The organism is Flavobacterium johnsoniae (assembly GCF_001879205.1).
GTDB classification, from domain to species: domain Bacteria; phylum Bacteroidota; class Bacteroidia; order Flavobacteriales; family Flavobacteriaceae; genus Flavobacterium; species Flavobacterium johnsoniae_A.
Genome location: NZ_MLFK01000007.1, coordinates 576866 through 597878, shown reverse-complemented (window position 1 = coordinate 597878; position 21013 = coordinate 576866). Strand labels below are relative to the sequence as shown.

Annotated in this window: 20 protein-coding genes; 8 read left to right on the top strand and 12 right to left on the bottom strand. The window is 36.0% G+C overall.

The window, feature by feature from the left end:
- Positions 1-55: 55 nt before the first annotated feature.
- Positions 56-2851 (top strand): M16 family metallopeptidase, encoded by a 2796-nt coding sequence (locus BKM63_RS14215; RefSeq protein WP_071637218.1) that lies wholly within the window; start codon positions 56-58, stop codon positions 2849-2851.
- 354 nt (positions 2852-3205) lie between these two features.
- On the opposite strand, the gene BKM63_RS14210 is transcribed toward BKM63_RS14215, so the two are convergent.
- The 4 genes from BKM63_RS14210 to BKM63_RS14195 all read right to left on the bottom strand — a co-directional run bounded on the left by BKM63_RS14210 (position 3206) and on the right by BKM63_RS14195 (position 6863).
- Entirely contained in the window at positions 3206-4627 is a 1422-nt protein-coding gene (locus tag BKM63_RS14210; protein ID WP_071637217.1) for an NADPH cytochrome P450 oxidoreductase family protein, read from the bottom strand.
- Positions 4628-4660: 33 nt separating this feature from the next.
- Positions 4661-5248 (bottom strand): PepSY-associated TM helix domain-containing protein, encoded by a 588-nt coding sequence (locus tag BKM63_RS14205; protein WP_071637216.1) that lies wholly within the window; start codon positions 5246-5248, stop codon positions 4661-4663.
- Positions 5233-5787, bottom strand: coding sequence for a flavin reductase (locus BKM63_RS14200; protein ID WP_207539261.1), 555 nt, complete (start codon positions 5785-5787; stop codon positions 5233-5235). The genes BKM63_RS14205 and BKM63_RS14200 overlap by 16 nt, the downstream gene beginning before the upstream one ends.
- Positions 5788-6185: 398 nt before the next feature.
- Positions 6186-6863 carry a metal-dependent hydrolase gene (locus BKM63_RS14195; RefSeq protein ID WP_071637214.1) on the bottom strand — a complete coding sequence of 226 codons (678 nt, stop codon included), beginning with the start codon at positions 6861-6863 and terminating at the stop codon, positions 6186-6188.
- A 361-nt stretch (positions 6864-7224) separates the two neighbouring features.
- Between BKM63_RS14195 and BKM63_RS14190 the strand changes: the two genes are divergently transcribed.
- From BKM63_RS14190 to BKM63_RS14180, 3 genes are all read left to right on the top strand, one after another.
- The gene (locus BKM63_RS14190; protein ID WP_071637376.1) at positions 7225-8079 is read left to right on the top strand and encodes a helix-turn-helix domain-containing protein; all 855 of its coding nucleotides are present in this window, start codon (positions 7225-7227) and stop codon (positions 8077-8079) included.
- Positions 8080-8232: 153 nt separating this feature from the next.
- Positions 8233-8901, top strand: coding sequence for a hypothetical protein (locus BKM63_RS23525; protein WP_071637213.1), 669 nt, complete (start codon positions 8233-8235; stop codon positions 8899-8901).
- A gap of 43 nt (positions 8902-8944) precedes the next feature.
- Complete coding sequence (locus BKM63_RS14180) at positions 8945-9376, top strand: hypothetical protein (protein WP_071637212.1); 432 nt, start codon at positions 8945-8947, stop codon at positions 9374-9376.
- Positions 9377-9485: 109 nt separating this feature from the next.
- Here the strand turns inward: BKM63_RS14180 and BKM63_RS14175 are convergent, their stop codons facing one another.
- Entirely contained in the window at positions 9486-10415 is a 930-nt protein-coding gene (locus BKM63_RS14175; protein WP_071637211.1) for an aromatic alcohol reductase, read from the bottom strand.
- A 350-nt stretch (positions 10416-10765) separates the two neighbouring features.
- On the opposite strand from BKM63_RS14175, the gene BKM63_RS14170 reads away from it, so the two are divergent.
- Complete coding sequence (locus BKM63_RS14170; RefSeq protein WP_071637210.1) at positions 10766-11173, top strand: winged helix-turn-helix transcriptional regulator; 408 nt, start codon at positions 10766-10768, stop codon at positions 11171-11173.
- A gap of 426 nt (positions 11174-11599) precedes the next feature.
- On the opposite strand, the gene BKM63_RS14165 is transcribed toward BKM63_RS14170, so the two are convergent.
- On the bottom strand, positions 11600-11959 hold the full coding sequence (locus tag BKM63_RS14165) for a hypothetical protein (RefSeq protein WP_071637209.1): 360 nt from the start codon (positions 11957-11959) through the stop codon (positions 11600-11602).
- 328 nt (positions 11960-12287) lie between these two features.
- On the opposite strand from BKM63_RS14165, the gene BKM63_RS14160 reads away from it, so the two are divergent.
- Complete coding sequence (locus BKM63_RS14160) at positions 12288-12656, top strand: hypothetical protein (protein WP_071637208.1); 369 nt, start codon at positions 12288-12290, stop codon at positions 12654-12656.
- Positions 12657-12784: 128 nt separating this feature from the next.
- On the opposite strand, the gene BKM63_RS14155 is transcribed toward BKM63_RS14160, so the two are convergent.
- The 6 genes from BKM63_RS14155 to dnaK all read right to left on the bottom strand — a co-directional run bounded on the left by BKM63_RS14155 (position 12785) and on the right by dnaK (position 18682).
- Entirely contained in the window at positions 12785-13450 is a 666-nt protein-coding gene (locus tag BKM63_RS14155) for an IS6 family transposase (RefSeq protein WP_071637207.1), read from the bottom strand.
- A gap of 140 nt (positions 13451-13590) precedes the next feature.
- A complete protein-coding gene (locus BKM63_RS14150; RefSeq protein WP_071637206.1) occupies positions 13591-13929 on the bottom strand; it encodes a helix-turn-helix domain-containing protein in 339 nt (112 codons plus the stop codon).
- A 106-nt stretch (positions 13930-14035) separates the two neighbouring features.
- Entirely contained in the window at positions 14036-14785 is a 750-nt protein-coding gene (locus BKM63_RS14145; protein ID WP_071637205.1) for a hypothetical protein, read from the bottom strand.
- Positions 14782-16041 carry a site-specific integrase gene (locus BKM63_RS14140; protein ID WP_071637204.1) on the bottom strand — a complete coding sequence of 420 codons (1260 nt, stop codon included), beginning with the start codon at positions 16039-16041 and terminating at the stop codon, positions 14782-14784. Before BKM63_RS14140 ends, BKM63_RS14145 begins: the two co-directional genes overlap by 4 nt.
- Entirely contained in the window at positions 16038-16595 is a 558-nt protein-coding gene (locus tag BKM63_RS14135) for a DNA-binding protein (protein WP_071637375.1), read from the bottom strand. Before BKM63_RS14135 ends, BKM63_RS14140 begins: the two co-directional genes overlap by 4 nt.
- A 203-nt stretch (positions 16596-16798) precedes the next feature.
- On the bottom strand, positions 16799-18682 hold the full coding sequence (gene dnaK / locus BKM63_RS14130; RefSeq protein ID WP_068843043.1) for a molecular chaperone DnaK: 1884 nt from the start codon (positions 18680-18682) through the stop codon (positions 16799-16801).
- A 279-nt stretch (positions 18683-18961) separates the two neighbouring features.
- Between dnaK and BKM63_RS14125 the strand changes: the two genes are divergently transcribed.
- Together BKM63_RS14125 and BKM63_RS14120 are read left to right on the top strand one after the other, a co-directional pair.
- On the top strand, positions 18962-20239 hold the full coding sequence (locus BKM63_RS14125; RefSeq protein WP_071637203.1) for a Na+/H+ antiporter: 1278 nt from the start codon (positions 18962-18964) through the stop codon (positions 20237-20239).
- A gap of 143 nt (positions 20240-20382) precedes the next feature.
- Complete coding sequence (locus tag BKM63_RS14120) at positions 20383-20973, top strand: hypothetical protein (RefSeq protein ID WP_071637202.1); 591 nt, start codon at positions 20383-20385, stop codon at positions 20971-20973.
- Positions 20974-21013: the final 40 nt, after the last annotated feature.

The window sequence follows — 21013 nt, the reverse complement described above, 5'->3', positions numbered from 1 at the left end:
CCTATACTTTTTTCAAATAAAAATTCAATCAAAAAAAGAACAATAACTATCAAAAATGAAAACAAAATTAATTCTAGCGCATTTCCTGCTTCTGGGTTTATCTCAAGTTTCTGCGCAGTTTAAAACTACGTTTCCGCTTCCGAAAGAAGTCGCACACGGAACGCTTCCAAATGGGATGCAGTATTTTATCATGCACAACGAATGGCCAAAAGACAGAGCCGATTTCTATTTCGTGCAAAACGTTGGGGCAATTTTAGAAAATGACGATCAGGACGGATTAGCTCATTTTTTGGAACACATGGCTTTTAACGGAACAGAGCATTTTAAAGGAAAAGGAATCATCAACATGCTGGAAAAACAAGGTGTTTCTTTCGGAAAAGATATTAATGCTTACACGGCTTACGACGAAACGGTTTACAACATCAGCAATGTTCCCTCGCAAGACAAAACTTTATTGGATTCTTGCATGTATGTACTGCACGACTGGTCTGGCTCTCTCCTTCTTGCCCATAACGAAATTGATGCCGAAAGAGGCGTAATTCGCGAAGAATGGCGTACCAGAAGAAATGCAGATTACAGAACAGGCGAAAAAATCAACAAAGTTCTTTTTGAAGGTTCAAAATATGCAAAACGCAATGTTATTGGAGATTTGAATGTCATCAATAATTTCAAGTATCAAGTACTACGAGAGTATTACAAGAAATGGTATCAGCCTCAAAATCAAGCTGTCGTAATTACAGGTGACATCGATGTGACTGTAATCGAAAAACGTGTTAAAGAGATTTTCGGTTCGATACCAAAACCCAAAAAAATCAATAAAAGAACGTATGAAAAAATTCCGTTCCAAAAAGAAAATCGTTATGTGCTGGCAACTGACAAAGAGTTACAGCGTTCTGGAATTTCACTTTCATACAACAAACCAAAACCTTTAGTTCAGGATGAGGCCGAAATGAACAAAAGCATGCAGGAAAATCTGGCTTTGCAAATGATGAATAACCGATTTAACGAATACATTATCAATAACGAAACTGCAGGTTTGGCATTCGGAATTTCAAATGAAAATCTTTCGAGATTAGACAGCAAATTTTCATTAAATGTTACGCCAAAAAAAGGAAAGTTCATCGAAGCTTTTACCGAAGCTTACCGAGAATTTGAAAGAGCGGTGCAAAACGGATTTACACAGCAGGAATTGGACCGCTTGAAAACTAAAATGCGCACCAGCTATGACAATCGTTTAGCAAATAAAGATAAAATTGGAAACAGTTATTGGGCAGAACAATTACAGCTTTATTTTTTAGAATCCAATCCGGTTTTTAGTGTTGAGGGAGAACATGAATGGATTAATGCTTTCTTGAATACTGTTACTTTAGATCAGGTAAATACTGCATTTAAAGCTTTAGAGCCAAAAGATAATTTAGTATTATCGGTTTCTGCTCCAGAAGATGCTGCAATGAAATTTCCCGAAGCAAACGAGTACTGGAATGCCATTAAAACCATTTCAAATTCTAAATTAGAACCTTACAAAGAAGAAGAATTAACAGCTTCATTGGTGAAAGAAGAATTGACAGAAAGACCAATCGCAAAAATCGAAGACATAAAACTATTCGCTAATGCGAAAAAATATACGTTGGCAAACGGTGCAAAAGTGATTATTTATCCAACTTCTTTAAGTAAAGACCAGATTTTGTTTTCAGCTTACAGCGCTGGAGGAAATTCTCTAGCACACTGGAAAGATCTTCCTTCGGCTCAAATTGCATCGGGTGTGGCTGCGTATTCTGGTTTAGGCGATTATAAATTTACCGATTTAAAAAAGAAACTAACTGGAAAAACCGCCACTGTGAGTCCGTATATTGGAGGTTTGTACGAAGGTTTTAACGGAAGCAGCAACAAAGAATCTTTGACCACTTTATTACAGCTTACTTATTTATATTTCCAGCATCCGAGATTTGACAACAGTACCTTTGACAAGATAAAAGAGCAGTATCAAAACAAATTAAATAATGCTTCAAACAGCAATGAAAAGGCTTTAAACGATACTATTTCAAATCTAAACAGTAATTACAGCAAACGTAACTGGCTTTTAACACAGGATTTTATCAATTCCCTTGATTTAAATAAAGCTATAAAATTCTATACAGAACGTTTCTCAAACGCAGGTGATTTCACGTTTCTATTCGTCGGAAACATTTCAGAAAAAGATATTGCTGCAATCAATACCTATTTAGGAAACATTACAGCAAATGACAGAACAGAAAAATATGTCGATCATAAGATTGCCATGAAAGAGGGAAAAGTAGAAAAAACGATTTTCAGAACAATGGATACGCCAAAAACAACTGTTTATCTTCATTTAGAAAACAAAGAGGTTGTTTATAACAAAAAGAACAAAATCTTCAGTTATATTTTATCTGAGTGGCTCACAAAACGCTATTTAGAAACCATTCGTGAAGAAGAAGGCGGCAGTTACGGCGTTCAGGTGCGAGCTAATATTTCGCAGATTCCTGCTCCATTATTTTCTCTAGAAATTAACTTCGATTGTAATCCTGATAAAGCAGATGCTTTGGTGAAAATTGTACATGCTGAAATTACAAGAGTACAAACCGAAAACATTCCTGCCAATATGCTGGAAGACATCAAACAATCTATTGTTAAAAATCATCAGGAACAAATTAAACAGAACAATTATTGGTTAAGCGTTATAAGCTCTTATGCTCGTGATAACGAAGAACCTCTAGATACGGAACTTCTTAAAAGTACTTTAAGTGCGATAACTGCAAAAGATGTGAAAGAATTCACTTTGAATGCTTTAAAGAAATCTAACACTGTACAAGTACTGATGAAAGCAAAATAAGAATCTCTTATAAACCTTATCCTGAATTGGGTTTATAATGTTCTTATCGATTTTTTTATTTTTTATTTTAATTAGTTTTTAAAGGCTGTCCAAAAGACAGCCTTTATTATATAGAAGCCGCCTTTAAATTTGGACGCAAAACTTAAGGCAAATTTTAATGATCATTCACTTATTTATGTTTTATGGCAAAATCGCGGCACTTACAGTTTGGACTTCATAGTTTTTTACACTAAAAGCTGAGTCTGATTTTAAAAAATTGTTTTTCTTTTAATAAACATTTATAAAATAATTTAGGGTGCAAAAAATGCCCTTAATTATTTTTACCAATTTACTTCAGCGCAGCCATTTGCTGCTTTAATAGCAGTCTGATACTATCTGACCGTTGTCCAAATACTGCTGTATATCCTTTTGTAAGGCTTCCTTGCAGGCCAAAGAAATCTGCGCTACGACATCTTTTTGCATGGTCAGCGAACCACAAATCATAATAGTGCCCTTGTCACGCAGGACCTGCGTCACCAACTCTGACTGCTCTTTTATAAGCTCGGTAATATACAGCCTTTCTTTATCACGTGAAAAAGCCAGGTACTGGCTGGAAAGTTTGCCGCTCAGCAGGTATTGTTCCAATTCCTGTTTCAAAAAACTGTCATACACCTCTTTTTGCCTCGAACCATAAAAAAGATGAACGGGCACTTGTTTGTTTGCGTTGATCATACCCCTGAAAGGCGCGATACCAGTTCCGTTGGCTATCATGATGACGGGACGTTTATTATCAGGAAAATGAAACTTAGGGTTTTCCATTACCCTCGCCTGAAACGAAGTTCCCAGCGGCGAATTTTTCAGAAAAGTACTTCCCAGCCCGCTTGGGAATTCACGTACGACCAATTCAATTGTATCCCCTATCCTGGAAACGGAATAGAAACGTTCCCTATTATCATCAGCGGGATAAATAGTTAAAAGATCACCGGAGGTAAAACTGACTTTAGAATCGGCCTTAATGCAGACACGGAACAGCTGCTCGTCTGTGGAAAAATACCTGTCTGCAAACGCAAAAGTTTTGAATTCCCTTGGTCTGGCAGAAAAAAGAGCCGGAGATGCTATCAGCGGCAGGGAATAACAGTTTATCAGCGCTTTAACCCATTGCGAAAACTGTTCGGCAGATTTGTCGTTTATCATGTACAGGGGAATAGTCATATCAGCCCAGCCTTGATGCTGCAAAGCCCTGAATACCTGTTCGGAATAACCGCAAAAATCAGCGTAATCCAGTGACCCAAAACCTGCTACCGAAACATTGACCTTGTGAGTTTGCGGGGTTTTCTCCAGTATGTTTAAAAAACGGGACGCACTTGAAGGAGCATCACCTTCACCATAGGTGGAGGTAAGCACCAGCAAATATTTGGCCTGAGGATATTCAGTATAATTATTCATGTCAGTCAAATAGGGCTTTAAACCACTATTTGTCAACTGCTTAAACAGCTCCTGCGCAAAGATGCGCGTGCCGCCGGTCTCAGAGCCAACTAATAAAATATATTCGGCAGCAGATGCCGAATACAGATTCCCCGGGGTATGGAGTACTGCGGATGACTTTTTGTTTTTTAAAATAATACCGAATAAAATATAGATTATAAGTCCCAATGCCGCCATGAGTAATATGAGGGGTCCGGTATTATCAATAGGGCCGCCTATCTGCAGCCGAGGAATATGAATAGCAGACAGCCGTTCTTCAAAAACCGCTGTAATGCTGCCAGTATGAACTGCAGCCATAAATGTTTCAATCATCTAATTTTATAAGTTTAGTATCTGCTCTTCTTATCAAAAAATCAAAAACAGCAGCGGAATGATAATGCCTAAAGCGAATTCAATACCACGGATACCGAAGAAACCTCGGTCACCCTTGTTCATAATCAACCCTGTAATGATGACGATGATGATACTGACGGCAAAGGCATCGGAAAAATATTTCCAGTACGTACCTGGATTATAGTGCAGAAAGGATAACTGGAAGAAAAACGGACGTCTTTTTATCCCTTGATATTCCACCTGGCCGTTTGCGGTATCAACGGTAAAGGAGGAACCAGTCGAAAGGAAAACTTTCAGTGTTTGAGGATTGGGATAAAAATGCTTTTTGTAATGCTGGTCTTCCGATACAGGTCTAAGGAGGTTTACAATTTCGCTTTTAGTAAAATTTGCGCCGTGCGGAAATTGTCCTGCAGCTGTGTACTGTCGGACAGATACATCATACTGCGGGTTAAAAATGTTTTGGTGGTTCATTGCGATCCCAGAAACAATGTAAATGAAAAGCACTCCCGAAAAAAAGAACGATAGGTGACCATGCAGATTTCTGCTGTATTTGCGCAAGGTATTGCCCCAGGTCGAATTGTTAATTATTTCTTTAGCCATATATTTGTAATTTCGGATATAAACATATTGTGATGAGAGGTCGGTGCATTTTTGTACATATCAGCAATTTTATAAGACGCAGCTGTCTTATTATAGTCTAAATCCTGTATCATTATATTTTTACATTCAATAATCATCCTTGCTTCCTTATAGGCCATTAGTCCTGACGGCGTTTTTATCGGTGTAAGACCTGCTTCTTTCACTTTGTCGTTAGACTTTCCTGACTTATTGCCTAAAATTCGTAATGCCCCCCGGTATTTTTCGGAGAAGACAGTCAAAGTGTAGCCACTCTCCTGCTGTAAAAACTGATAAGTATATCTGCTGCTGTTTATGAAAGTAAAAACTACTGGTTTTTCCCATATAAAACCTAATCCTCCCCAGCTGATCACCATGCTGTTAAATGCTTTTTCTCTGCCTGCGGTAACCACCATCCATTGCTCACTGGTAAGCTCGATGGCATTGTCCGGTAAATCTTTTGGGTCGATATGATCGTACTGTGACTGCCATCCAGAATTTTGCCTGATGCTGTGCGCTTGCATGACAGGCGGCTTTGAATCATTGCCGCACCCTGATAATGCCAAGATTAACAGCAGAAAGCCCGACAGCCATTTTATGTTTATTTTTTTCATCTTGTTATGGGCTCAGCCCGTTTATTAGTGGATTACAATGCTTGTTTTATTTATAAATGCTGGATGCCAAATTATCGGGGTGTGCTAATTTTGTATCTGTACCATTGGCACTTTTTAGTGGAGTTTAATAATCTCATCCATAATCGTTGTTCAGAGACCGAATTTCTTTAGGAGGACAGTAATTTAGAAGTCACAATCTCACTATTTTGATCCATTGCTACTATATAAAAAATGGACTGCAGAATGCCAACATTGAGAAAATGTATTCAAAATGAAGCATTCTGCCATATTGAAGGATTAATTTATTATTATAATTCTAAAAATTCACCAACGTTCAAAAGCAGCAGTTCTTTTCCTCTATCTGCAAATTTTTTCACAGATTCTTCGTGATTGATTTTAATGTACGGATTACTATCATAATGATATCCCAGAATTTTACTGCACTCCACAAAATCTGAAGCAGTTATAGCGTCTTCTATATCCATTGTAAAATTGTCCCCGATTGGAAAAATGGCTAAATCCAGTTTGGTACGAAGGGGAATTAATTTCATATCATAAGTTAATGCTGTATCACCTGCAATGTAAATATTTTTACTATCTGTTTCTATCACAAACCCTCCAGGATTCCCTCCATAGCTGCCATCTGCAAAACTGCTCGAATGGCTGGCGTGAACATATTTTACTTTTCCGAAATCAAAATTCCAGCTTCCTCCATGATTCATAAAGTGCGATTTAAAGCCTTTCTTTTCATAATAGGTTGTAATTTCGGCATTTGAAACAATAACTGCATCTGTATTTTTTGCAATTGCTTCCACATCTAAAACATGGTCGAGATGCGCGTGGGTTAAAAGGATATAATCTGCTCTAAGAGTATTGATGTCAATTGCATCTGCAAGAGGGTTTCCTGTAATAAAGGGATCCACAATAATGTGTTTACCACCTGCTTCAATTCCTAACGAAGCGTGTCCGTAAAATGTAATTTTCATCTGTATAAATTTAATATTGAACTTGTTTTTATTGGTCGATTATGGACTTGCGATTATTTTCTAAACTGTTATTTGCACGAAGTTTTCAGTATCAAAATTACAGTCGTTAAAACTTAAAAACAATAACAGACCTGAGAGTTCGTTAGTTACCTACAGGTTAGTTTTTTGGTTATTAAAAGGATCGATTTTATGTTTATCTTTTAATTAACATAATTTAATTCAAAGTATCTTCTTCGCAGTTAATCTTATTATTACCGAGTAATAATTTCTATTGCTTTTAGATTTAGAATCAGTTATTTTTTATAATTATCTTTGGCTGCAAATCAATTTTATTTTTTTGGATAAATTAGTCACATCGGAAATGTTTAAAAAGGAATATTTAAAAAATATACCTTTAAATTTTCAATGGCAGACAACTCCATTACAAATATACTCGCTGAGTTTTTTAAGCAGCCATTTCAAACTGCCGATGCCTGTTCTGCAGAAAGATTATAATTTCTTGTTCTATATCCGCGAAGGGAGTTTTATAAATCGCATAGACAATAAATTGTATGAGTGTACAGCAGATTCAATAATTTTTATTTCGACTCATACTGTGAGTTCCCTGCAAAAAATACCCGGCAGCTTAAAAGGTTATTTTATACTGATTGAAGAAGAAACTATGTCTCAGCTTTTCAATCAGCAGGATCTTATGAATGTCTTTTTTATAGATCCGATTTTAAAATTAGAAAGTGCCGAAAGTAACTGGATATATTCGATCTGCAGATTACTTTCAACAGAACTTGAAATCTCACTTCCAAATATGCAGATAAGCAGTAATTTAGTGCAGGCACTGCTGAATAAAATACTACACTTATCTAAAAACCGCAGATCTATCTCCAGAACCCAGCAGATCGCGATTCAGTTCAAACAATCAGTGCATGAGCATTACAAATTTGAAAGAGCAATTTCATTTTACGCAGAAAATTTAGCCGTTTCCTCCAATTACCTAAACAGATGCGTTAAAACTGTTTTTAACAAAAGCTGCAAAGAAATAATTACCGAAGTTGCAATTTTAAACAGCCAGATATTACTGGCAGATTTCACCAAATCCATTTCGGAAATCAGTTTTCAGCTTAAATTCGAAGATCCCTCTTACTTTACAAGACTTTTCAAAAATTTCACAGGCTTAACCCCATCCGAATACAGAAAAAAGTTAATGCACGATTTGTCCTAATCGAGGCACGCTTATTACCATACTCTTCTGCGCACTCCATTATAATTTTGCTGCGTTAAACTTTACGCACTTCAAAAATCAGCTGCTGTCATCAGCCGGCACGAACTATTGAGCTTAACAGAAACGCAGTATAAATAAATAATATAAAATTACATGACTAAGTTCTTTAATTCCGCGATGGCGGCATTGTTAATTTCAAGCACATCAATTTTTGCTCAAGTTGAAAACGATACAGAAAAACCTAACTCAAATCCTCCTATAAGCATAGAAACTATGGCAGGCAGCAGAGGCGTGATGTATCAATTAATTATAAATAAGAAATTCCAAAGCATTCCCCTGGGATTTTTCAGTGTTACTAACGCTGCTGCCACATGGGAAAAAGAAATGACACCCGATATCATGACCCAGGCTCACCTTACTTATACTTTATTTAAAGGTCTTGATATATCTTCCGGTATGCAGTATACACCTGTATATGGTTTCAGATCAGTTGCTGGTTTAATATATTCTTACGTATCGCCACAAATGCTGATTATTGTAAATCCAAAAGTTGATCTGGCCGATGATCTTGCTGCAGAAAGTTTAGCATTAATAGAATACAGACCAAAAATCAATGATAAACTTAATTTTTACAGCCGTTTGCAGGGAATGTACGGTTTCATTCCCAAGTCGGGAATTCACAACAGAAGTTATATTATGCTGCGTGCCGGTCTAGGCTATAAAGAATTTGCTTTTGGGGCAGCATCAAATATTGACTGGTACGGTCCAATAAAACACAATGAAAATAACTTCGGAGTATTTGTAAGCGCTCTTTTATTCTAGAATTTTAAAAACAACCTTTGCCCAGTAATAGAACCAAAAAATCATGTATACAATATTAAAATCGGCACACTCATTAGCTGCATATCTCACATTAATTCTTTTATTAACAGCTGTACTTTACGCCTTTTATGGCTGGATAAATAAGAAGCCTTTTACGAACGGAAGTAAAATAGTTTTCCTACTGGCTCTTATTATAATTCATCTGCAGTTTGTTTTTGGACTTGCCTTATATTTCCTGTCTCCGCTGGGGATTTCAAACCTCTCAGGCGGGACGATGAAAAATAGTGCCGCGAGATTATACGCTTTAGAACATCCTTTAATGATGCTCATTTCTGTTATCCTGATTACTATTGGTTATTCTAGATCTAAAAGAGCATTCGATGAAAAAATTAAGTACAAAACAACATCCATTTTTTACACAATAGGATTTCTTTTAATTCTCACCAGACTTCCCTGGAGTATCTGGCTAGGATAAATTTCAGTTGAATTCATATGATATAAAAAAACAATTTAATCTTATGCAAAAAAGCTGAAATACATATTGTATTTCAGCTTTCTAATTTACTTATATTCAATAACATTATTTAATTATATAAACTCCAGTCTATATTCTTTTCTCCCCATTCTCTTGCAGAAGTGGTCTTAATGCCATTTTTAAAATTAAAAGTCGTTTTAAAGTCCCATGATACGCCTCGTCCGCTGCCGAAAATAGACCTGTACTTTTTTACAAAATTTGCGGGGTCATTATTCAGGTCATTTTCTAACTCCTTCAGATCAGAAACCGTACGTTTAAATTTTTGTCCAGACAATGACTCAATAAGATCTCCAAATTGTCCGTAAGTAATTGTATCTCCTCCGATATAAACGATACTGTTCTCAATTACTGGTTTTTCAAAAAAGATTTCTGCAGTTAACCTGCCGATATCTTCCGGAGTTGTAACAGTAACCGCCGTGTCCGGGCTTCCTAATGCATTTATAACTTTTCTATCGAAATCTACAACACCAAAAAAAGGCTCGAATAAATAGCTGGTAAAGAGTCCGGTTGAAATAATGACCCATTTTGTATCATTTTGAGATCTAAGAAGTTCACGCACATCAAGCTGTTCATCAAATAAATCCTGCGCGCTGCCACGTCCTATCACTTCAAAATCAACACCAAACTGCCAAGGGAAATAACGTTTCACACCTGCTTCCAGAACTGCATTTGCCAGTTTAAGCTGGAATCCTCCGGCACCGCTTCCGTATCCAGTGCAGGAAACAACTGCATCGTAATTTTTAAAAATTGAAACTAACTCTGACGAAGGAGCTGAAAGATCCCCAGCAATAATATTTACGCCAAGAGCTTTTAGTTGATTTATATTTTGCTTTTTTTCAGACTCCTCTGACTCTATAGTTTTCTGACGAAGCAGTACCGTAACTGTTGAATTATTTTCTTTTGCTTTTTCAGCCAAATTAAGGATTACAGGCATACCTAATTCACCTGCTCCTAAAACTAATATTGATTTATTTTCCATACTTTTCTATTAAACGTTATTGAAAAAATTACTTTCTTTTTAAAGTTTTCTATTTTCAATGACAAAGTTATGACAGCTAAATTTCAAAAAAAATAAGGCACCCTCATGAATGTTAGTTACTTACTGGTTAGTATTCTGATTACCAGTACCAATATTTTATAAATTTATATATAAATTAACACGCCATAAATTTTTGATATCCGATTTCTAAAAATACTGATTATCAAATATATTTTTTGATGCAGCCAAATTTTAAAGAATGATATTATAGTCCTACCTTTATGGCATGGATGGATTTTATGGAGGGCCATCCGGTAAAAACCAGCCTTAATACATAACAGGAAAAATATATGGAAAGACTTATGACCGATGATGAAATTGTTAACGCATGGGATGACATTTGTAAAGTTTTAAATAAGGACAATGATGATCTTAAAACTGACATACTAAATCACGTGGGAAATAAATGGTCATTATTTATTATACATGCTTTAGGAATTGATGGAAGAATGAGATTTTCTAATCTCCAAAAGCACATTAACGGAATAAGCCAGAAGATGTTAACAAAATGTCTTCGTGAACTGGAACGGGACGGGCTGATTTCAAGAAGTGTTTATCCGGAAGTTCCACCAAGAGTAGAATATGAATTAACTGCCCTGGGACGTGGTTTATTAGTTCAGGTTACTCCTTTGTGGTTTTGGATTGCAAAATCAGTAAATGAATTCAGAGAAGCAAAAGCTAATTTCGAAAAATCATAATGACTATGAATTGATATACTTAAGTTTTTTGAATTACACCATTTTTTAGCACAAATTTAAACTTTTGTTTATAGCATAATAAATTATCATATTGTTTAATTTATTTAGAAATTAAAAGATTTTTGGTTCAATCCCCAACAGATTGGACTTGATATCTTAATTTAAATGTTAAAAACGAACATGATCTCATTTCCATTTTAGTTTAGTTAAAAAAATTTCATATCACTTTCTGATAAATTTAAAACTCAACAAAATCATTACCTGCGGAATTAGGTTCTAAAGGCATTTCTGATACAAAAAATTAAAAAATAAATCCATTTGAATCTAGGGTGCAGAATCGGTACATAAATTTCAAGGCAAAATTTAAAATACTGACTAATTACTACTTGAAGCCGTAAGTTCGAAACAATTTCTACACCCTATATATTATTCCTTATAATTCCCGGTATCTCCAGGCATCATTAAAAGCTCTAAAATTCTGGCCTTTAAAGTACTGATAAAGATTGAGTCTTCACATTCTATAAAACTACTCCCACGAAGATACCCCAGTTTTGTTACTCCCCCATCCTCAATAAAATAAACCATATTAGAGTCCCTTGCTAGCTCTAAAGGCAATCTAGGATCCGTAGTAAAAGAGAGATGATAAGCAAAACCGTCATACATCTCCTTTGCGACATTATCAAAAGTAAGCTCAGCATCGGTCGATAGTACAAATGATTGAACGGAATATGTTATACCATCATATAAAAATTTAAACTCTAAAGATTTTTTAACCTGATTTTCCATATTTTTTTATTTTTTATTTTACAAGTTTCAAAAACCAAATCTGGATTTTGGCTATTGAACAGTCATAAATTATAAGCAAAGCACGCAGTCTAGAAACCGCTTCAATACCCTGCTGCTTTATAAAGATAAATTTAAAAGAAATTGTATATATCAATTTAATCTTAATTTGGAATTTACCCGCATTTTGTAGTAATAATATTTCTTATATTCGTTTAGAGAAAAGCCACAACAGTATAAATAGCAAGTTAAAAATGTATCGGTGTAAACATTTTATTTTCAAAGTAGTACCACGTAATATTTACAAGACCTTAATCTTAAGTAGCATCGTATGACTTATTCCCGAGAAAAATTAAATTCCTTTTCAGGCGCCAATTTTGATAAATCAGAATATGATATTATAGTGGCGGACTTAGTTAACCTCGTTTTAAGAAATAAAGTTATTTCCCTGGCAGAACAGGAATTTGTATGCGGAATTGTCAAAGAGCTGCGCAAAGAAGCGAGTATGGAACGAGCTTTTAAAATTGATGACTGCCAGTCCTGTAAAGAATATAATTTCAGGCGCAGGTATCTGCTCTATGGAAATGATCTAAATGGTCATAATTCTATAATCGGTTTTGAGGTAGAAATTCCTTTTGATAAAAAAAAGACGATGCGCGTTACCTGCACTGGGAATATATCGAATGGGAAAAATTTATAAGCGGAAAAACTAATGGAACCCAGATAATAAATTACGTCGCACAGGAAACTAATGCGCAGTTAAAGATCCTGAAAAAGGGTTCTGTCGCATCTGCCATGTAAATCCGCAAGAAATCAGAAACCCGAAAATTATGCAGCCAATTTACAAAATGATTTGAACATACTTGTTCCTGGGTTAAGCATCTGATTTTTTCTTAACATGTGCACAACTTCAATTCCTGCCAGGGTTCTTCTTGCAGACGCAAAACTTTTAAAACCCAAGCCGTTTTGTATACGCCACTTTATGAAACGATGGTCCTGTTCCACAATATTGTTGAGATATTTACATTGCCTAATCTTTATATTCGAAAATGACCGTTTGTTATAAACCCTTATTGCGCTGGTGTTAGAGCCGCTTTTGTCTATATTTATTACTGTTGGCCGGTAATTATTTTTTATTGCTTTTATCAGGAATGACTGTGCACTCATCCTCTGTCTTCTTCTGATCAAAAGAAAATCCACCGTATTACCACATCTCTCAACAGCCCGATACAAATAACACCAGATACCTTTTACTTTTATATAAGTTTCATCCATTCGCCAGCTGGTGCCTACTCTGCTCTTTCCTTTTTTCATCTGCGATTCAACCATTGGAGTAAATTTAAATACCCAACGTTGAATCGTCGCGTGATCAACTGCTATTCCACGCATTTTCATTATTTCCTCAATATCCCTGTAACTCAATGTAAATCTCAATTTGAAATAAACAGCCTGCAAAATAATGGCTTTGGGATAACAATGACCTTTCGTATTCATAAAATATATTTTGAACGTCTAAAGATAATAGTTATTAAACATGCGACAGAACCTTAGGTTTAAGACATCATAAAAACGTAGCATAGATGCGGGTTTGAGCGATATAGTTCGAATCCTGCTCTCCTCTTGCAGTCTATTATCTATCTATTCTTATGATTATATTTCAATGCTTCTGATTCGATTTCCTGTACTGTTTTCTTTTTCCCTTTAGAAATCCATTCTAAAAGTTCTTCTTCAAAAAAATAGAGCTTTTTACCATATTTATAACAAGGAATTTTTCTCTGTCTTACAAGAGCATAAATTGTTGACTTTGCCTTCCCTATCATCCGGCTTGCTTCTTCAATACCAATAGGATTGCTTTTTGCTTTAGATTCGTATACCTGCACATTCTGAATCAAAAGTTTAATCTCTGCAATTTCTTTCGCTAAGTATGCTACTGCTTTAGGCAGGTCTTCAAAAGAGATATTATTGATGTCCATAGCTATCGTTTTTAATTGTTATGGCACAAATAAAAAAAGTGTTTTTGCTGTGTCCGCTTACACAACAAAAACACTTGAAAAACACAGCTTTTATAGCAATTTCACTTTAAAAAAGCGTCAAATTTTCCGCTATCTTTATAGTCCCTTTCTGTTCATCATCTTTGAGATGCGTTTTAATGCTGTTCTGCTCAACATCTTTTAAAGCGTCAGCAAAAGTCAGTTTTAAAAATTGCGCGGCTCTGTCCTGCCTGCTGACTTTAAAACAATTCCAGATATTCCAGCCAAAATGATAAAGATCGAGATTGGACAGATCTTTTACTTTTACCGGTTTAATCTTTTCAAAATTTATGTCTTCAGCATATATGATTATATTCTTTCCCAATTGTTTCAAATCATCATCCGACGCATACAGTGCGAACTCTTGCTGCGCATAACGGATGGCAGCATCAATTCTGGCCTGGTTTTGATTTTTGACTGCATTTTGCCGCTCCTCCCTTATCTGTTCAATATCGATGGCTGAATTTTTATTTTCAGACAATACGGGCTTCATTAAAACATCCTGCCGCTCCTCTTCTATTTTTTCAACGTCTTCATTTGGAATGCGGCTTTCAGGCGATTCATTTTTTTTTGCCTTCAAAAAACGATCCACCAATCTCTCAGCCAAATCGTTTAGAAATAAACTTAAAATTGCAAAAATTAAAACTCCAAATCCAGTGCTGATCCAAAAGAAAACGCCGGCCGTATATTCATCAGCACCTTTTTCCAGCAGCACCAATCTTCCGATTACACCGACAAAGACACAGACTAAAAAAACAGACAGGTAAACTGTTATATATTCAAAGTATTTAATTTTCATCTCGCTTTTATCTTTAAAGATTCCAATTGTATTGCTTCTGATGCTTTGTTTTTCTTTTCATCTATTACTTTTGCATAGATTTGGGTAGTTTTAACGTTGGTATGCCCCAGCATTTTGCTGACTGTATAAATGTCTGTCCCGCTCGACAGCTGCAGTGTTGCAAATGTATGGCGGAAGCAGTGGAAGGTAATATTTTTTTTAATGCCTGCCGATTCAACCCATTTTTTCAGAGGGCGTGAAATCCACGACGGGTCCGGCAGATCCTCAAAGACAAGCTGTCCGGGAAGCCTCGGTTCTCCGCAGAGCTGTAAAGCCTGCTGGGAAATAGGCATATATTCCACACCTTTTGTCTTTTTCTGCGTAAAATGCAGTTTAGCCATACCATCTTCCAGACTTATCTCCTTCCAGCGGAGTTTCTGAATATCGGAGTGCCTCAGACCTGTAAGGGCTGAGAAAAGCGCAGCTCTTTTAAGGACGTCTTTTTCACAAGTCGCTGATGCCAGTACATTCAATTCTTTAATGGTCAGATATTCACGTCTTGACTCCTGGTCCGGAATGCCTTTTATTTTTGAAGATAAATCAACTGTTAGATATCCATCGATAAAGGCTTGTTTTAAAGCCGCTTTAAAAATGGAGAAATACCTTGCCGCAGTGTTGCGGGAAAGTATTCCTTTTTTGCCTCCTCCGAGCGGGGCACCCAGCAGAAACAGCTTGAAATCTTCCGCCATTCTGCTGTCAACCTCGGAAAACTTCAGGCTGCCTTTGGAATAGCTTTTTAAAAATTCTTTGGTCCGCTCCCAATTGATCTGAATGGATTTTGAACCTCGGGCGTGTCTCTTAGCCGCCACAGCAGCTAGATATTTAATAAAATCCTCTTTTCCTTTCTCTTTCTGTTCAGCCAATAGGTTATCAGCATCACTGAACAGATCTATATTATCGTATTCCTTCTGCCGGATTTTACGCACTCCGTCAGCATACAGCATTATTTCACGGTCGCTTTCGCTTCTGCACATTATTATCCCGTTATCGCTGCGTCTGGGTTTGTAGGATTTAGTTCCGTCTGCATCTGTGCGGGCAGCTCTTTTCTTGTCCCACTCCACAGTTGTTACGGCTCTGTTTAAATATTCACGGATTCTCTGGGGAGTTTTCTTTCCGGAAACCTCAACAGGATAGCTTTCTATGTAAACATACCATTCATTTCGTTCTTCTGCCTTTCGAAGACGAACAGTCACTTTGGTTTTTGCTAATTGTTTCATATGAATTCATTTCCGTTATACAAATTATCAATTTCCATTTTGGGGGCATACACATACTTTCCGATCTGTCTGGTAGGGATTGAATATTTTCTGATATGGCTGTAGACAGAACCTTCAGATATTTGAAATCTCCGAGCTATTTCGCCGATTGAATAGCAGTCCTCTTTTTCAAGGCTGTATAATTTTTTCTTCGGTCCGCTTTCTACCTGAGGCAGCCTTCGTGAAGGGCCGAACATCTCTTCCATAACTGTCCGGTCTATTCTTATAAGGCGGGTTCCCAGATTAACTGAAGGAATTTTTCCCTGACCGACTAGCCGGTAAAGGGATTTATTGTGAATGCCAAAAAGCATGCCAGCTTCAGGAATAGAAACAAAAGCCCTGTTCTCGGGTATTTTATCCGTAAGCGCTTTGAGTTCCTCTTCAATTTTAAGCCGTTTCATCTTCTGTTTGTACGCTTTTTTACTGCATACATGCGAGCAGTAAACAGAAGTCACAGTTTTAGGCAGAAATTCCTCCCCGCAGTTAAGACATTGTTTATTCGTTCTTTTCATCATCTTTGTCTCCTCATTAAGGTACCATAAGGGTATATAAGTCCCACTTTGTCTCCATTTAAGTGACAGGTACAAATATGGTACAAATATATGATAAAAAACGATTAAAAAACAGCACCATTAAAAAAGACACTAAAAGAAAAAGCGCTGCAAACATTACGTTTACAGCGCTTTAGCACTTATTGTTAACTGATGTTAATCAGTACTTACTTGACTTCTTCGAATTCAACGTCTTCAACATTGTCTCCAGATTGCTCTTGTTGTGGAGCAGCTTGCTGCCCTTGTTCACCACCTTGAGCGTACATTGCTTCTGTAGCTGTTTTCCAAGCTGCATTAACATTGTCTAATCCTTTTTGGATTGCATCAAGATCTTGAGATTGGTGAGCCATTCTCAATTCAGTTAAAGCATATTCGATAGCTGTTTTGTGCTCATCTGTAAGTTTATCTCCTAACTCTTTCAATTGAGATTCAGTTTGGAAAATAGTACTATCAGCTTCGTTCAATTTCTCAGCTCTTTCTTTTGCAATTCTGTCAGCATCAGCATTAGCTTCAGCATCTTTTTTCATTTTTTCGATTTCTTCAGCTGTTAAACCAGAAGAAGCTTCGATACGGATATCGTGAGATTTTCCAGTTCCTTTATCAGTTGCAGAAACTTTGATAATACCGTTAGCATCGATATCGAAAGTTACTTCGATTTGAGGAACTCCTCTTGGTGCTGGCGGGATACCATCTAAGTGGAAACGACCGATAGTTTTGTTATCAGCAGCCATTGCTCTTTCTCCTTGTAATACGTGGATTTCAACAGATGGTTGAGAATCAGCAGCAGTAGAGAATACTTGAGATTTTTTAGTTGGGATAGTTGTGTTAGACTCGATTAATTTAGTCAATACACCACCCATAGTTTCGATACCTAAAGAAAGAGGAGTTACGTCAAGTAACAATACATCTTTTACATCTCCAGATAAAACTCCACCTTGAATAGCAGCTCCAATAGCAACAACCTCATCAGGGTTAACACCTTTAGATGCTTTTTTACCGAAGAATTTCTCCACTTCGTCAGCGATTCTTGGCATACGAGTAGAACCTCCTACAAGGATTACTTCGTCGATATCAGATGTAGATAAACCTGCATCTTTTAATGCTTTAGCAACTGGCTCCATAGAACGTTTTACTAAAGTATCAGATAATTGCTCAAATTTAGCTCTAGATAATTTTTTTACTAAGTGTTTTGGTCCAGAAGCAGTAGCAGTTACGTATGGTAAGTTGATTTCTGTTTCAGCAGAAGATGATAATTCAATCTTAGCTTTCTCAGCAGCTTCTTTTAAACGTTGTAATGACATTGGATCTAAACGTAAATCAATACCTTCTTCAGTTTTGAATTCGTCAGCTAACCAGTCAATAATAACCTGGTCAAAATCATCACCACCTAAGTGAGTATCACCATTTGTAGATAATACTTCAAATACACCGTCTCCTAATTCAAGAACAGAGATATCAAAAGTACCTCCACCTAAATCGTAAACAGCAATTTTTTGATCAGTTCCTTTTTTATCTAATCCGTAAGCAAGTGCAGCTGCAGTTGGCTCGTTGATGATACGCATAACTTTAAGACCAGCAATTTCACCAGCTTCTTTAGTAGCCTGACGTTGTGCATCGTTAAAGTAAGCAGGAACAGTAATAACTGCTTCAGTTACAGTTTGACCTAAATAGTCTTCAGCAGTTTTTTTCATTTTTTGAAGTGTCATTGCTGACAATTCTTGAGCAGTGTATAAACGACCGTCAATATCCACACGTGGCGTATTGTTGTCACCTTTTACAACACTGTAAGGAACTCTTTTTGCCTCATCTTGAGTTTCAGCAAAAGTATGTCCCATAAAACGTTTAATAGAAGCAATCGTTTTTGTAGGATTCGTTACTGCTTGTCTTTTTGCAGGATCACCTACTTTAATTTCCCCACCTTCAACAAAAGCGATGATAGACGGAGTAGTTCTTTTTCCTTCTGCATTAGGGATAACAACTGCTTCGTTACCTTCCATTACAGAAACACAAGAGTTCGTCGTACCTAAGTCAATTCCGATTATTTTACCCATTTTTTATATATTTAATTTTGATTTAATTTTTATAACTCAGGTGGCATAAGTCAATCTTTATGCCAATATAAAAAACCAAAGTAAATTGTCAGTTTTAATATTGGCACACGAATAAACATCTGACAACATGACATTTTTAAAACCTGACATGTGTGGCATAACCTTCTTTATATGTCATTAATCAGGAGCTGTTTCAAAAGAAAATTATTACATTTAAAATATTTATCCTTTTAATTAAATACTGAATTAATTACATTAGCCTTTTTCTAAATTATATTAATGGAAAATTACAGCATCATTATATTTATCCTCGCAATTGTTATAGGATTATCTGCCTTTGCCGACAAAATAAAATTACCTCAGCCAATTCTGCTGGTTATAGTTGGAGTTGCAATTGGATTTATTCCAACCATGACTGAAATCGAAATTAATCCCGAAATTATTTTCCTGATCTTTCTGCCTCCATTATTATATGATGCCTCCTTTAATATTTCTCCTAAAGATTTCAAAACCAATATCAATACAATTAGTACACTAGCCATAACTTTGGTTTTTCTAACTACTTTTTGGATTGCCGTAGTTGCTCATTATATGATTCCAAATATCTCCTGGCCTCTCTCATTTGTCCTGGGCGCAATCCTTTCTGCAACCGATGCCGTTGCCGCTGTAAGTATTACAAAAGGACTTGGAATATCTCATAAAACTATAACAATTCTCGAAGGCGAAAGTCTTATAAATGATGCATCTGCTTTAGTTGCGTATCGGTTTGCAGTTGCTGCAGTATTAGGTTCTGCTTTTATAATCTGGCAGGCGGCGCTTCAATTTGTGTTTCTGTTAGGCGGAGGATTTCTGGTTGGTTTTGTAATGGCAAAAATTCTGGCAGTGATTTTAAAAAAAGTCCATAAAAACAATAATGTCACCATAAGTTTTATGCTTTTAATGCCTTTTGTTACTTATTTAATTGCAGAAGAATTGCACGTTTCCGGCGTTATTGCCGTAGTTATTTCGGGGCTTTCTATTGCTCGTTTTAGCAAAAAAATATTTCCCGAAACCTTAAAAAACAGTTCCCGAAGTTTATGGGATATTATTATCTTTCTACTAAACGGTCTAATATTTATCTTAATTGGACTTAATTTTAGATACGTACTAAAAGATATTGATAATGATATGATACTGCCATACATTGGTTATGCTTTCATCATTACCATTGTTGCATTATTAATACGCTTTGTTAGAATATTTCTTCAGAAAATCAATCTCCAAAAAGCATTTCAAAATAATAAAAGAAAAAGAAAAATCAGCGCAGATGCCCTTTTAGATTTTAATAATAGTATCATTCTCGGCTGGTCAGGAATGCGAGGTATTGTTTCGCTTGCCATTGCTATCGGACTTCCAAGGTTCCTTGAGGATGGAAGCCCATTTCCGGAGCGAAATACAATTATCTTCATTTCTGTTGCTGTTGTACTTTTTACCTTAATTGGCCAGGGACTTACACTTCCTTGGATAGTTAAAAAATTGAGCGCTAGAAAAGAAACCGAAAATCAACTAGCAGATTAAATTTATAATATAAAAAAAAGCATCAAAATTAATGACGCTTACCACACACAGGAAAATTTATTACCGCCGAACTAATCATCAGTGGCATAAATTAATTCTTTCCGTAAGAGATACAAGAATCTGATTTAAATCAATACCATACAATGTCAAAATTCATATTATTATTTTTTTTCCTATTTTCAACAACGCTTTCTGCTCAAAAAGACAATTTTAATAAAGAAATTGCAAAAGCAAAAGGCGATTTAAACAAAGACGGTTTAATTGATTATGCCGAAGTGCTGCAAGACACTTTAAGCGAAACTTATCCTTATAAAATCAACGTTTATTTTGCCGAAGCAAATGGCAGTTTCAAGCTTGCAGTTTCTTCTGTAAAAGCTATTGACCCACAATATCCGGAAGGTAAAAACGGATATAATAATGGAAATTCTTTTTATGAAATTAAAATTATAAAAGGTATTTTAATTATCAGCAATGAACTTATTCGAGGGAATTTCGAGCACAAATTCAGATATCAAAATGGAAATTTTGAACTTATTGGGTTCTCTCAAGTATACTCTGACGGACAGGGAACGATGGGAACCATAGATTTTAATTTATCTACAGGAATTAGAATTAAAACAACAGAACCTTACGGCCAGGACGATTTTCCTGTTACAAATACTAAAAAGAAAATTTTAATTCGGCCGCTGCCAAAAATGCAAGACTTTGTTCCTTTTAAAACGGAGTACTTTTAATACTTTTAACTATTCCTAAAACGGCTTTTCTATTTTTATT

Coding starts and splice junctions, on each gene's coding strand:
- BKM63_RS14215 (WP_071637218.1), top strand. CDS start 56: ATGAAAACAAAATTAATTCTAGCGCATTTCCTGCTTCTGGGTTTATCT.
- BKM63_RS14210 (WP_071637217.1), bottom strand. CDS start 4,627: ATGATTGAAACATTTATGGCTGCAGTTCATACTGGCAGCATTACAGCG.
- BKM63_RS14205 (WP_071637216.1), bottom strand. CDS start 5,248: ATGGCTAAAGAAATAATTAACAATTCGACCTGGGGCAATACCTTGCGC.
- BKM63_RS14200 (WP_207539261.1), bottom strand. CDS start 5,787: ATGCAAGCGCACAGCATCAGGCAAAATTCTGGATGGCAGTCACAGTAC.
- BKM63_RS14195 (WP_071637214.1), bottom strand. CDS start 6,863: ATGAAAATTACATTTTACGGACACGCTTCGTTAGGAATTGAAGCAGGT.
- BKM63_RS14190 (WP_071637376.1), top strand. CDS start 7,225: ATGTTTAAAAAGGAATATTTAAAAAATATACCTTTAAATTTTCAATGG.
- BKM63_RS23525 (WP_071637213.1), top strand. CDS start 8,233: ATGACTAAGTTCTTTAATTCCGCGATGGCGGCATTGTTAATTTCAAGC.
- BKM63_RS14180 (WP_071637212.1), top strand. CDS start 8,945: ATGTATACAATATTAAAATCGGCACACTCATTAGCTGCATATCTCACA.
- BKM63_RS14175 (WP_071637211.1), bottom strand. CDS start 10,415: ATGGAAAATAAATCAATATTAGTTTTAGGAGCAGGTGAATTAGGTATG.
- BKM63_RS14170 (WP_071637210.1), top strand. CDS start 10,766: ATGGAAAGACTTATGACCGATGATGAAATTGTTAACGCATGGGATGAC.
- BKM63_RS14165 (WP_071637209.1), bottom strand. CDS start 11,959: ATGGAAAATCAGGTTAAAAAATCTTTAGAGTTTAAATTTTTATATGAT.
- BKM63_RS14160 (WP_071637208.1), top strand. CDS start 12,288: ATGACTTATTCCCGAGAAAAATTAAATTCCTTTTCAGGCGCCAATTTT.
- BKM63_RS14155 (WP_071637207.1), bottom strand. CDS start 13,450: ATGAATACGAAAGGTCATTGTTATCCCAAAGCCATTATTTTGCAGGCT.
- BKM63_RS14150 (WP_071637206.1), bottom strand. CDS start 13,929: ATGGACATCAATAATATCTCTTTTGAAGACCTGCCTAAAGCAGTAGCA.
- BKM63_RS14145 (WP_071637205.1), bottom strand. CDS start 14,785: ATGAAAATTAAATACTTTGAATATATAACAGTTTACCTGTCTGTTTTT.
- BKM63_RS14140 (WP_071637204.1), bottom strand. CDS start 16,041: ATGAAACAATTAGCAAAAACCAAAGTGACTGTTCGTCTTCGAAAGGCA.
- BKM63_RS14135 (WP_071637375.1), bottom strand. CDS start 16,595: ATGATGAAAAGAACGAATAAACAATGTCTTAACTGCGGGGAGGAATTT.
- dnaK (WP_068843043.1), bottom strand. CDS start 18,682: ATGGGTAAAATAATCGGAATTGACTTAGGTACGACGAACTCTTGTGTT.
- BKM63_RS14125 (WP_071637203.1), top strand. CDS start 18,962: ATGGAAAATTACAGCATCATTATATTTATCCTCGCAATTGTTATAGGA.
- BKM63_RS14120 (WP_071637202.1), top strand. CDS start 20,383: ATGTCAAAATTCATATTATTATTTTTTTTCCTATTTTCAACAACGCTT.